Genomic DNA, 12,257 nt, shown 5'->3' with positions numbered 1-12,257 from the left:
CTGTATGAGTCATTCCACACTGTTCCCACAAACCATCTACACCTTGCCCTACGACAATAATCGCCTGGCGCTGGGCGCCGTACCCACCCATGACGACCCGCTGCAAGAGCGCCTGCACCGCAAGCAACGCCTGGCCGCCGCCTACCGCCTGTTCGGCCGCCTGGGTTTCGAGGTAGGCGTGGCGGGACATTTCACCGCCCGCGACCCGGTCCATCCCGAGCAGTACTGGATCAACCCGCTGGGCGTGCCGTTCTCGCAGATCACCGTGTCGCACTTGTTGCGCGTCGATGGCAATGGCCAAGTGGTGGAAGGCGAGGGCCTGCTGAATACCAGCGCCCTGGAACTGCACCACGACCTGCAACAGGCGCGCCCGGACGTGGTCGGCATTGCGCACTTTCATGGTTTTCATGGCCGCGTCTGGTCGTCGTTGGGCCAGCTGTTCGAGCCGATCACCGCCGAGTCCGGCGCCTTCCTCAATGACCAGGTGATCTTCCCGCGTCACGCCCTGCGCACCGCCAGTGGCGCGCTGGAGCAGGACCGCAACATCGTCAGCCAGGCGTTCGTCGAGACCTTCGCCGAGAACAACCTGTTGGTGTGGCAGAACCATGGCCTGTGGGTCACCGGCGCGACGGTGGAAAGCGCCGCCTGGCGGTTCATCCTCGCCGAAGACACCGCCCGCGTGCACCTCGCCGCGCGGTCGGCCGGGCAGCCGCTGGTGCCGCCGGCGGACGCCTTGGAGGGCGGCATCGACAAGGCCCGCCACGAGTTCTTCGCCTGGCTCAACTTCCTGCCGCTGTGGGACCAGATCCGCACCGAAGAACCCGACCTGCTCGACTGAGGCACCTGCCATGCACACCCTGACTCGTCGGCAATTACTGTTGGCTGGCGGCACCCTCGCGGCTGGCGCGCTGCTGGGCGCCCAGGCCGCCGAACCCTTGCGCGTGTGGCGCTACAAGGGCACCGCCGCGTCGTTTCTGGCTGACGCCGGCCAGGCCGACACGCCGTACCCGGTGGAATGGGTGGATGTCAGCGGCGGCAACCTGGTACTCGAAGCCCTGAGCAGCGGCCACCTGGACTACGCGTTCATGAGCGAGATCCCGCCGATCTTCGCCTCGATCGCCAAGGTGCCGATTGCACTGGTGGCCCAGTACGCAGGCGACCGCAACGACACGAGTCTGGTGGTGAAAAAAGGCGCTGGCATCCGCACGGTCCAGGACCTCAAGGGCAAGACCATCAGCTACGTACGGGCCACCAACACTCACTACTTTGTGCTGAACATGCTCGCGCAGAACGGCCTGTCCCTGGCCGATGTGACGGCGGTACCGCTGCCGATGCAGGACGCGCTCACCGCGTTTCGCAACGGCCATGTGGATGCCATCGCCACCGGCGGCATCAGCGCGCTGCAAGCCACCAGCCAGATGGACGGCGAACTGCTGGCGGACGTCAGCCGCTACTACTCCGGCAACTATGTGATTGCGACCACGCAACAGGTATTGGCCAACCCTCAACGCCGTAGCCAGGTAGGCGATTTCTTGCGGCGTGAGCAAGCCACCTGGGCCTGGGTCAACGCCCATCCCGAACGCTGGGCCGAGCGCAGTGAAGCGCTGACCGGCATCGATCGTGCCCTGTACCTGCGCCAGTTCCAGCAGCGCAGCCGGCCGGGCCGCCTGCAAGGCATCGATGCCGACGCCATGGCCTCCCAGCAGCAGGTGGCCGACCTGTTTTATGCCAACCATTTGATCAGCCAGAGCGTCGATGCACGACCGCTGTGGCGTGACGACTTCAACCCTATTCTGAACAGTTGACCTGCCATGAAACCCATTGCCTACCGTTCCACCCTGCAACTCGCTCCCTTGATATTCGCCGGCTTTTCCATGCTGCCAGCCTACGCCGCCACCAGCGATGACACGCTCGACACGGTGATCGTCACCGGCTCGCGCGGCAGCGAGGCGCGCACCGTCACCAGCAGTCCGTCGCCGATCGATGTGATCAGCGCCCAGCAACTGGAGAAAACCGGTTCCAGCAGCCTGCGGACCGCCTTGCAGAAAACCCTGCCGTCGTTTTCCCAGCGGCCTTCGGGCACGTCCAACGACAGCATCGCGCGGCCCTACAGCCTGCGCGGCCTCAACGGTTCCAACGTGCTGGTGCTGGTCAACGGCAAGCGCCGCCACAACAGCGCGGTGATCAACCTCGACTCCACGGCGGCCTACGGCACCAACCCGGTGGACCTGGACATGATCCCGGTCAGCGCCATCGACCATATCGAGGTGCTGCGCGACGGCGCCTCGGCGCAGTACGGCTCGGACGCGATTGCCGGGGTGATCAACATCATCCTCAAGCAGAACGACAACGGTGGCTCGGTCAGCACCTCCTATGGCGAGTACACCAAGGGCGACGGCGGCACGATTCGCCAGACCCTCAACAACGGTTTCGCGCTGCCCAACGACGGCTTTTTCAACCTGTCGCTGGACGCCAAGTCCCAGCAGACCGCCGTGCGTGCCCGCGATGCGACGGGCGCGTTCTACTACCCGCAGGCCAACGGCTCACCGGACCCGCGCGAGGCCAACGACAAGGACGTGCAGAAAAACGGCCTGCCGAAAATCAAGGCGATCAACGTCGCCTACAACGCCGAACTGCCCCTGGACGACGTGACCCTGTACTCGTTCTCGACCCTCAGCCAGCGCGACGCGCGGGGCGGGCAAAACTACCGGCGGCCCAACTCCACCAACATCATCCCGTCGATTTACCCCGACGGTACGGCGCCGTTCTACACCCTGCGCGAAACCGACTACCAGGTCGCGGCCGGCGGCAAGGGCAAGATCGCCGAGTGGAACTGGGACTTGAGTTCGACCTTTGGCCGCGACAAGGGCGTGGCCGGCGCCGACGAGACCCTCAACGCCTCGCTCGGCCCGTCGAGCCCCACGCACTTCACCACCTACACCAACTATTTCGACCAGTGGACCAACAACCTCGACCTGACCCGCGCCTTCGACATCGGCCTGAGCAAGCCGCTGCAAGTCTCGGCCGGCCTCGAGCATCGGCATGAGCGCTACAAGACCGAGTCGGGCAACCCGCTGTCGTACATCAACGGCGGCTATGTCTACCCCAGCGGTCCGCTGGCCGGGCAACCCGGCGCGGTGGGCGCCCAGGGCGCAATCACCCTGACCCCGGATGACGAAGGCCAGGCCAGTCGCAACAGCTACGCCAGCTACCTGGATGTGGGCCTCAACCCCACCGAGAAACTCTATGTGGGCGTAGCCGGGCGCTTCGAGCATTACGACGACAGCTCCGGCAACACCAGCAGCGGCAAGCTCTCGTTGCGCTATGACTTCACCCCTGAATTCGCCTTGCGCGGCACCCTCAGCAACGGCTTTCGCGCGCCGTCGCTGTCGCAATCGGTGTATGCGCAGACCGCCAACCAATACACCACCGTCAATGGCGTGGCGCAGTTCGTCGAGGCCAAGTCGGTGCGGGTCGATTCGCCGCTGGCCCAGGCGCTTGGCGCAGAGGATCTGAAGCCGGAGAAGTCGCGCAATATCAGCCTCGGCTTCGCCTATAAGCCGGTGCCCGAAGCGAATATCACTGTGGACGCCTATCAGATCGAGATCAGCGACCGCATCGCCCAGACGGGTTTCCTCTACGGCAGCGGCGTCGACCAGATCCTGCAGGCCAACGGCTTCCGCCCTGGCTACCGGGTCAAGTACTTCACCAACGCCGCCGACACCACCACGCGCGGCATCGACCTGGTCACCGACTACCGCGTCGATTACGGCGCCTTCGGCACCGTCAAATATGGCGTGGCGGCCAACTACAACAAGACCACGATCGACAGCATCAAGTCGACGCCCGCTGCACTCACCGCCGTGGGCAGCAACCTGGCGCTGTTCGACCGCGTGGCCCAGGGATACCTGACCGTGGCCAACCCCAAGACCAAGCTGATCCTCAGCGCCAACTGGAAGGTCGACAAGTTTGACATCAACGCCGGCCTGACCCGCTACGACAAGGTCATCGCCCGTGACACCAACCCGGCTTATGACGTGACCTACGGCGCCAAGTGGCTCACCGACCTGGAGGTGGCCTACAACCTCACCAAGGACCTGAACCTGGCGGTGGGCGCCAACAACCTGCTCAACGTCAAGGCCGACAACAACGCGTTCCCCCAAGGCGATATCAACGGGTTCCCCAAGTTCGGCAGCATCTCGCCATTCGATCCCTACGGTGCGTTCTGGTACACCCGCGCGACCTACACCTTCTGATGAGGACTGCGACATGAGCCAACAAGAACGACAGATACTGCTCGGCGCCTTCATTCCGAGTGCCGGGATCATGGGGTCGGCCTGGCGCCACCCGAGTGCCGCCGCCGACTCGTTCCGCGATTTCGAGCACTTTCGCTGGATCGCCGAAAAGCTTGAAGCGGCGCGTTTTCATGCGTTGTTTTTCAACGACACGGTGAACGTCGACCTCGACCCCCTGGCCCTGGCGCGCGGCCCCAACAGCGTGCGCTGGGACCCGCTGGTGCTGTTGCCGGCGCTGGCCCTGGCGACGCGGCATATCGGCTTGATCGCCACCGCCAGCACCACCTACAACGAGCCGTACAACATTGCGCGCAAGTTCGCCAACATCGATCACCTCAGCGGTGGCCGGGTCGGCTGGAACCTGGTGACCTCACTGGGCGGCGGCGAGAATTTCAACCGCGACGACCACATCAAGCACGCCGACCGCTATGAGCGCGCCGAAGAGTTCTACGACGTGGTCACCGGCTTGTGGGACAGCTGGGCCGACGATGCATTTATCCAGGACAAGGCGTCCGGGCAATGGCTGGATACCGACAAGCTGCACGTGCTCAGCCACCACGGCAAATACTTCCAGGTGCAGGGCCCGCTCAACGCTGCTCGCCCGGTGCAGGGCTACCCGGTGATTGCCCAGGCCGGCTCCTCCGATGCCGGCCGGCGCTTGGCGGCGCGGGCCGGGGAGTTGATCTTTACCGCCCAGCACACCGTGGAGCAGGGCCAGGCGTTCTACCGTGAAATCAAACACACCGCTGCCGGGTTGGGGCGCAACCCCGAGCACCTGAAAGTACTGCCGGGCGTCTCCACCGTGATCGGCCGTACCCAGGCCGAAGCCCAGGCCAAATACGATCAACTGCAGGAGCTGCAGGACCCGAAGGCGTTCCTCAGTTCGATCTCGCGCTTTACCAGCTTGGGTTTCGATTTGTCGGAGCTGCCGTTCGATTCATTGGTGCCGCTGCCGCCCGAGCAGTTCGACACCAACACCCACAAGAGCCGGCAGAAGCTGGTGTTTGACTTGATCCGCCGCGAGCGCCCGACCGTGCGTGAGCTGTTCAACAAGCTCACCGCCGGTGGGCATCGGATCCTGATCGGCACGCCCGAAAGTGTGGCGGATGACTTCCAGGAATGGTTCGAAAGTGGTGCTGCCGATGGCTTCAACGTGATGTTCTCCGGGCTGCACCAGGGCATCGCCGATTTTGCCGATGGCGTGGTGCCGCAGTTGCAGCGCCGCGGTTTGTTCCGCCAGGAATACCAGGGCCAGACCCTGCGCGAAAACCTCGGCTTGCCGTACATCGCCAACCGTCGTCAGGGAGCGCGTTCATGAAGCCGTATTCAGTCGCACTGTTGGCGCTGCTGCTGGCCGGCTGTGGCGGCCCGTCCGGCGAGGTCAGCCAGGCCGACCCGTCCAAGCCCCACAGCGGCGGCACTCTGCGCGTGGCCCTGGACGGCGATCCGCAGTGCGTCGACCCGCAGCAGGCGGGCAATAACACCGCGTTGAACGTCGGACGGCAATTGGTGGACTCCCTCACCGACCAGGACCCGGTCACCGGCGCCATCGTGCCGTGGCTGGCCGAGCGCTGGGAGGTGGATGCGGATTCGCGGCGCTTCACCTTTGTGCTGCGCCAGGGCGCGACCTTCAGCGACGGCGCGGCGGTGGACGCTGCGGCGGTCAAGGCCAACCTGGAAGGCATCCTGGCCCTGGGCGCGCGCTCGATCCTCGGCTCGACCTACCTGGCCGGGCTCAAGCGCATCGACACCCCGGACAGCCACACGGTGGTGGTCGAGTTCGAGCAGTCCAACGCGCAATTCCTGCAAGCCACCTCGACCATGACCCTGGGACTGTTGTCGCCCGCCAACCTGGCGTTGTCGTCAGGCGAGCGCTGCCAGGGCCAGTTGGTCGGCTCGGGGCCGTTTGTACTGAAGTCATTCGTGCATAACCAGAAAGTGTCGCTGAGCCGGCGCGAGGACTACGCCTGGGGTTCTTCCTTGGCGGCCCACACGGGCAAGGCCTGGCTCGACGGCATCGAGTTCCTGATCATTCCCGAATCCGGCGTGCGCCTGGGCAGCCTGGCGTCCGCGCAGATCGAGGTGAACACCAGCGTCGCGCCACAGGATGAACCGGGCATCGAAGGCCAGGACCTGGTGCTGTTGACCCGGGCCAATCCCGGCGTGGTGTTCAACCTGGCGCTGAATGAATCGACGCCGCTGTTCGCCGATATCAAGGTGCGCCAGGCGCTGAACAAGGCGATCGACCGGGCTGAGTTGCAGCGCATCATTTCCCGCTACCAGAAACCCGCCACCGCCTTGCTCGCCACCAGCACGCCGCTGTACCGCGACTTTTCCAGCCTGTTGGCCTATGACCCGGACGGCGCGCGCCGGCTGTTGGACGAGGCCGGCTGGCAAGTGGGCGCGGATGGCGTGCGGGTCAAGGACGGCAAGCGCCTGGCGTTTCGCCTGGACTACTGGCAGCAGACGCCCATCCTGGAGCTGGTACAGCAGCAATTGAAGGGCGTGGGCATTGACTTCCAACTGAATAAATCCACCATCAGCCAGGTCACGGCGATCCAGGCCGGTGGGGATTTCAGCGTGCGCTTTCTCAACCTGACCCGCGCCGACCCGGACGTGCTGCGTACCGTGTATGACGCCCGGGGCTACAACATCAACAAACGCGAACCGGGGGAGGTGGACCGGCTGTTGAGCGAGTCGTCCAAGACCCTCGACAGCGCCAAGCGCCAGGGGCTGATCGACCAGGCCAGCGAGTTGCTGCTGCGTGACGGTCATGCGATTGCCCTGGTGGAGTTGGCGACGGTGCTGGCCCACGGCAAGAAGGTCCAGGGCCTCCATTACGAAGCGTCCTCGCGGCTGCAGTTCTTCGACACCTGGTTGCAGCCATGAGGGGCACCGCGCTGTACCTGTTGGGCCGTGGCGGCCAGGCGTTGCTGGTGCTGTGGGCGGCGTTCAGCCTGTCATTCGTGATTCTGTACGCACTGCCCAGCGACCCGGTGAGCATCATGCTTAACCAGAGCGGCGAGCAGAGCACCGTCAACCAGCAGCAAGTCGCGGCGCTACGCGCGCAGTACCACCTCGACGAGCCGCTGGCGGTGCAGTACGGCATTGCCCTGTGGCATGCCGTGCAGCTGGATTTCGGCAACTCGATCCAGAGTGGCCAGCCGGTATCGGCGTCGTTGGCCGAGGCGTTGCCGAAGACGGCGGCCCTGGCGCTGGTGTCGCTGGCGGTGGCGCTGGTGCTGGGCGTGAGCCTCGCGCTGATCGCCAGCCTGACCCGCCGGCGCTGGCTGCGCGACCTGTTGCTCGGGTTGCCGGCGGTGGCCGTGTCGTTGCCGACCTTCTGGGTGGGGCTGCTGCTGTTGCAGTGGTTTTCCTTCGGCTGGCACTGGTTTCCGGCGATGGGGAACCAGGGGGTTGCCTCACTGGTCCTGCCGACCCTGACACTCGCGATTCCGACCAGCGCGGTGATCGCCCAGGTGCTGGCGCGCTCGTTGGCCGCCACCGCGCGCCTGCCATTCGTGGATGCACTGCGCGCCAAGGGCCTGAGCCCGCTGCGGGTGCTGTTGACCCATGTGCTGCACAACGCGGTGATCCCGATCCTCAGCTTGAGCGGGGTGATTGTCGGCTCGCTGCTGGCCGGCTCGGTGGTCACCGAGACCGTGTTCTCCCGTGAGGGCGTCGGACGCCTGGCCCAGGGTGCGGTCAGCACCCAGGACATTCCGGTGGTACAGGGTGTGGTGGTGTTGGCGGCATTGATCTTTATCGCGGTCAACCTGCTGGTCGACCTGTTGTATCCGTTGCTCGACCCACGTATTCGCGGAGCCGCACGATGAGCCTTGCCTTGACCGCTGTTTTGCCGCGTCCGCGCCACTTGCGCGCGTTGCGCCGCCGCCCGTTGCTGCCGCTGGGCGTGATCGTCCTGCTGCTGGTGTTGGGCTGGGCGTTGTGGCCGCAGCTGTTCACGCATTTCGACCCGCTGCTCGGGGTGCCGGCCAATGCCTTGCAGAGCCCGTCCCTGGCGCACTGGTTTGGCACCGACCACCTCGGCCGCGACCTCTATAGCCGTACGGTGTACGGCGCCGGACTGTCGTTGCGCGCGACCTTGCTGGCGGTGCTGATTGCGTTGGTCAGCGGCATCCTCCTCGGGGTGTTGGCGGGGTTTTTCGGCGGCTGGGTGGACGCGGTGCTGATGCGCCTGGTGGAAGTCTTGATGGCGATCCCGGCATTGCTGTTGGCCATGGCGGTGATCACGGTGCTGGGGTTTGGCACGCTGAACATCGCCCTGGCGGTGGGCCTGTCGTCGGTCGCGACCTTCGCGCGCCTGGTGCGCGGCGAAGTGTTGCGTTGGCGTGCAAGTACGTTTGTCGAGGCCGCCTCGGCCTGTGGCGTCGGGCCGTGGACCATTATCGCGCGGCACATCCTGCCCCACGCCAGCGCGCCGGTGCTCGCGTTGGCCGCGCTGGAATTCGGCAGTGCGGTGCTGTCGGTCTCGGCCTTGAGTTTTCTTGGCTTCGGCGCGCCACCGCCGCAACCCGAATGGGGTCTGCTGGTGGCCGAAGGGCGCAACTTCATGATTGCCGCCTGGTGGTACACCAGCCTGCCGGGCCTGGTCGTGGCTGCGGTCGTGGTGTCGGCCAACCAACTGGCGCGGGCGTTGCAACAGGATCAAGGAGGCACACGATGACAGACCACCTTTTGCTCGACGTACGCGACCTGCGTATCGCCTATCACGGCCGCGATGGGCGCACCGAAGGCGTGGCGGGCATTGATTTCCAGCTCAAGGCCGGCGAGATTCTGGCGATTGTCGGCGAGTCCGGCTCGGGTAAATCGACCACGGCGGCGGCCTTGGTGGGCTTGCTGGCGGGCAACGCGCAGATCGAATCCGGCAGCATTCGCCTGGCAGGCGAGGAGTTGACCACTGCCAGCGAACGCCAGTGGCAAAGCATTCGCGGGCGCAGCGTGGGCTTTGTGCCGCAGGATCCGGGCTTGTCCCTCGACCCGGTCAAGCGCATCGGCCACCAACTGGTCGAGGCCCTGACCCTGCACGGCGTGCCCAAGCCGCTGGCGCGCCAGCGCAGCCTGGCACTGTTGCGCGAAGTCGGGCTGGTGGACGCCGAGCGTGTTGCTCGCGGTTATCCGCATCAACTCTCCGGCGGCATGCGCCAGCGCGTGCTGATCGCCATCGCCCTGGCCAATGACCCGCCGCTGGTGATCGCCGATGAGCCGACCAGCGCGCTGGATGTGGGCGTGCAGCGGCAGATTCTCGACCGCCTGCAAACCCTGGCACGTGAACGTGGCACGGCGGTGTTGCTGATCACCCATGATCTGGGCGTGGCCCTCGACCGCGCCGACCGGCTATTGGTGATGCACCAGGGGCGCATCGTCGAAACCGGCGACGCCCGTCGCGTCTTCGAGGCGCCGCAGCATGCCTACACCCGGCAGTTGCTGCAGGCGGCACCGAGCCTGTTGGTGCAGCAACGCCGGCAGGTGAGTGCGCAGCGTGTGGAGGCCACGCCGCTGTTGACGGTGCAGGAGCTGCGCAAGGATTTCTCGAGCTGGCGCCACCCGACACCGCTGGCGGTGGACGGGGTGTCGTTCCATCTGCCGCGTCACGGCACCACCAGCCTGGTGGGGGAGTCGGGTTCGGGCAAGTCGACCACTGCGCGCCTGATTCTCGGGTTGGAGCGTCTGGACAGCGGCAGCGTGGTGTTCGATGGGCAGGACATCAGCCACGTGTCGCGCCGCGAGTGGCTGGCGTTGCGGCGGCAGATCCAGGTGGTTTACCAGAATCCCTATGCGTCGCTGAACCCACGGTTGAGCCTGGAGCAGATCATCAGTGAGCCGTTGCAGGCCTTTGCGTTGGGCGACAGCGCCTGGCGCCGCCAGCGCGCGGCGACCTTGCTGGAACAGGTCGAGTTGCCGGCGCGGTTGCTGGGGAGTCGGCCGGTGGAGTTGTCGGGCGGGCAGCGGCAGCGGGTGGCGATTGCACGGGCGTTGGCATTGGAGCCGCAGTTGCTGGTGCTGGATGAGGCGTTGTCGGCGCTGGATGCGTCGATTCAGGGACAGATTCTGACGTTGCTCGCGGACCTGCAAGAACGGCTGGGCTTGAGCTACCTGTTTATCTCCCATGATCTGGCGGTGGTGCGGCAGATTTCCGATCATGTGGTGGTGATGCAGGCGGGCAGGGTGGTGGAGCAGGGCGCTTGTGAACAGATCTTCACCGCGCCTGCCCATGACTACACCCGTAGCCTGCTGGCCGATATTCCCGGCCAGCACACCCCCTGCAGGCGCCGGCTGGCCGGCGATGAGGCGTCTTCTTTGAGCGTCAATTCGGCGACCGCCATCGCCGGCAAGCCGGCTCCTGCCAGGAGGGTGGTGCAGCTTTAGGCCTCGATAAGCTGCGGGCTGCCACTCTCCACGACAAAGTGCTTGAGCGTCGACACCGTGGCGTTGGGGTCCAGGCGGTCGGAGATCGCCTGCATCTTCACCGCCAGGCGCTCCGGCGTCAGGTCCAGCGACAAATACCCACGGGGCCGACTGTCGTAAAAGCGGATCTGCGGATTGGCCGGCAATATGGACTGCACCGCCTCGTAGCTCGGCCCATTGGAGGTGATCGAGGTGCCGACAAACTCCGCCGCCACCAGCTTCGACTCCGGATCCTCCGGCCGCTCATACAAATGGTTGGCCCAGAACGAGTGATAGTCCCCGCTCAATACCACCGGGTTCGCCACACGGCTGTCACGCAGGTTGTCGATCAGCCGCCCGCGCGCCGCCTGGAAACCGTCCCAGCTGTCGGTCCAGTACCGCGCGCCATCGGTGCCCGGCCGTTCCGCCCGCAACGGCGCCACCAGCAGGTCCTGGGCGAGCAGGTTCCAGCGGCTGTCGCTGCGGCGCAAACCGTCGTACAGCCAGCGTTCCTGCTCAAACCCCAGCAGCGTGCGCTTGGGATCGGAGAGGTCCACGCAACTGCTCAGTTCCATATGGCCTTTGCCGAAATTCGGCGCCTGGTAGCACGGCTGGCGCGAGCGGTACTGGCGGCCATCGAGCACCGGGATCGCGGCGAGATCGCCATAGGTGAAACGCCGGTAAATCTGCGGGCTGCCATTGCTGCCCAGCGGCGGGCGCCGCAACGGCATGTTCTCCAGGAAGGCCTGGTACGCCGCCGCGCGGCGTTGCTGGAAGGCCGCGAGGGTCACGCCCGGATCCTTGGAGGACACGCCGGAGTAGTCGTCCTGCACCTCATGGTCGTCCCAGGTCGCGATCCACGGTGCAGCGGCGTGCAGCTGTTGCAGGTCCGGGTCGGTCTTGTGCAGTGCGTAGCGGTACCGGTAGCCGGCCAGGTCGGTGGCTTCGGGGGCACCGTATGAACGGGCCAGGCCCTGTGTGCCGGGGGCGTTGGTGTATTCGTAGATGTAGTCGCCGAGAAACAGCACCAGGTCGGGACGCTCGTCGGCCATGTGCCGATACGCACTGAACAGCCCACGCTCGTAATGGGCGCAGGAAGCGACGCCCAGGCGCAGGTGATCGACTTTGGCGTTCAGTGCCGGCAGGGTCAGGGCGCGGCCGGTCGGCCCGCGCTCGCCCAGGGCGATGAAGCGATACCAGTACTCGCGGCCCGGTTGCAACCCGTGCAATTGCACGTGCACGGCGTGGCCGTTGATCGCCAGGGCCTGGGTCCGTCCGCGCTGGGCAATGCGCTGGAAGTGTTCATCCAGGCCGACTTCCCAGTCCACCGGGATGCTCGCCGGCAGCGCGTATTCATTGCCGGGAAACAGCGGCAGCGTGCTCAATCGAGTCCAGATCACAAAACCATCGGGCCAGGGATCGCCACTGGCGACCCCCAGCGTGAATGGCGTGGCGACATTCGCCAGCGCGCTGCCGTAACGCAACACCAGGGGCGCAGCCGCCGCCCCGGCCAGCAGGCGCAGGGCCTGGCGGCGGTTCAGATCAAAAGTCATG

Annotated in this window: 9 protein-coding genes; 8 read left to right on the top strand and 1 reads right to left on the bottom strand. The window is 65.7% G+C overall.

The features are described 5' to 3' along the window. The first annotated feature begins 4 nt into the window (after nt 1–4). Genes AC07SI_RS14000 through AC07SI_RS13965 form a run of 8 tightly spaced genes read left to right on the top strand, consistent with a single transcriptional unit; the run spans nt 5 to nt 10,685 of the window. Nucleotides 5–838, top strand: a complete 834-nt coding sequence (locus AC07SI_RS14000; protein ID WP_495005907.1) for a class II aldolase/adducin family protein — start codon at nt 5–7, stop codon at nt 836–838. A 10-nt stretch (nt 839–848) separates the two neighbouring features. Beyond that, a complete protein-coding gene (locus AC07SI_RS13995; protein ID WP_065904267.1) occupies nt 849–1,805 on the top strand; it encodes an ABC transporter substrate-binding protein in 957 nt (318 codons plus the stop codon). A 6-nt stretch (nt 1,806–1,811) separates the two neighbouring features. Further along, on the top strand, nt 1,812–4,256 hold the full coding sequence (locus tag AC07SI_RS13990; RefSeq protein WP_120449141.1) for a TonB-dependent receptor plug domain-containing protein: 2,445 nt from the start codon (nt 1,812–1,814) through the stop codon (nt 4,254–4,256). A gap of 13 nt (nt 4,257–4,269) precedes the next feature. After that, the gene (locus AC07SI_RS13985) at nt 4,270–5,613 is read left to right on the top strand and encodes an LLM class flavin-dependent oxidoreductase (RefSeq protein WP_495005906.1); all 1,344 of its coding nucleotides are present in this window, start codon (nt 4,270–4,272) and stop codon (nt 5,611–5,613) included. Then, nucleotides 5,610–7,184 (top strand): ABC transporter substrate-binding protein, encoded by a 1,575-nt coding sequence (locus tag AC07SI_RS13980; RefSeq protein WP_495005905.1) that lies wholly within the window; start codon nt 5,610–5,612, stop codon nt 7,182–7,184. The genes AC07SI_RS13985 and AC07SI_RS13980 overlap by 4 nt, the downstream gene beginning before the upstream one ends. After that, nucleotides 7,181–8,131 (top strand): ABC transporter permease, encoded by a 951-nt coding sequence (locus AC07SI_RS13975; protein WP_495005904.1) that lies wholly within the window; start codon nt 7,181–7,183, stop codon nt 8,129–8,131. The genes AC07SI_RS13980 and AC07SI_RS13975 overlap by 4 nt, the downstream gene beginning before the upstream one ends. Then, on the top strand, nt 8,128–8,982 hold the full coding sequence (locus AC07SI_RS13970; protein ID WP_120449140.1) for an ABC transporter permease: 855 nt from the start codon (nt 8,128–8,130) through the stop codon (nt 8,980–8,982). Before AC07SI_RS13975 ends, AC07SI_RS13970 begins: the two co-directional genes overlap by 4 nt. After that, nucleotides 8,979–10,685, top strand: coding sequence for a dipeptide ABC transporter ATP-binding protein (locus tag AC07SI_RS13965; RefSeq protein WP_495005903.1), 1,707 nt, complete (start codon nt 8,979–8,981; stop codon nt 10,683–10,685). The genes AC07SI_RS13970 and AC07SI_RS13965 overlap by 4 nt, the downstream gene beginning before the upstream one ends. Here AC07SI_RS13965 and AC07SI_RS13960 read toward each other — a convergent pair. After that, on the bottom strand, nt 10,682–12,256 hold the full coding sequence (locus AC07SI_RS13960; protein ID WP_106803233.1) for an alkaline phosphatase D family protein: 1,575 nt from the start codon (nt 12,254–12,256) through the stop codon (nt 10,682–10,684). The two genes, AC07SI_RS13965 and AC07SI_RS13960, sit on opposite strands and share 4 nt — an antisense overlap. Between the last annotated feature and the right edge of the window lies 1 nt (nt 12,257).

Source organism: Pseudomonas sp. GW821-FHT05D12, assembly GCF_059419825.1.
Note: the sequence above shows the minus strand (reverse complement) of the source record. Positions and strands in the feature narration are given on the sequence as shown.

Coding starts and splice junctions, on each gene's coding strand:
- AC07SI_RS13985 (WP_495005906.1), top strand. CDS start 4,270: ATGAGCCAACAAGAACGACAGATACTGCTCGGCGCCTTCATTCCGAGT.
- AC07SI_RS13990 (WP_120449141.1), top strand. CDS start 1,812: ATGAAACCCATTGCCTACCGTTCCACCCTGCAACTCGCTCCCTTGATA.
- AC07SI_RS13960 (WP_106803233.1), bottom strand. CDS start 12,256: ATGACTTTTGATCTGAACCGCCGCCAGGCCCTGCGCCTGCTGGCCGGG.
- AC07SI_RS13980 (WP_495005905.1), top strand. CDS start 5,610: ATGAAGCCGTATTCAGTCGCACTGTTGGCGCTGCTGCTGGCCGGCTGT.
- AC07SI_RS13995 (WP_065904267.1), top strand. CDS start 849: ATGCACACCCTGACTCGTCGGCAATTACTGTTGGCTGGCGGCACCCTC.
- AC07SI_RS13975 (WP_495005904.1), top strand. CDS start 7,181: ATGAGGGGCACCGCGCTGTACCTGTTGGGCCGTGGCGGCCAGGCGTTG.
- AC07SI_RS14000 (WP_495005907.1), top strand. CDS start 5: ATGAGTCATTCCACACTGTTCCCACAAACCATCTACACCTTGCCCTAC.
- AC07SI_RS13965 (WP_495005903.1), top strand. CDS start 8,979: ATGACAGACCACCTTTTGCTCGACGTACGCGACCTGCGTATCGCCTAT.
- AC07SI_RS13970 (WP_120449140.1), top strand. CDS start 8,128: ATGAGCCTTGCCTTGACCGCTGTTTTGCCGCGTCCGCGCCACTTGCGC.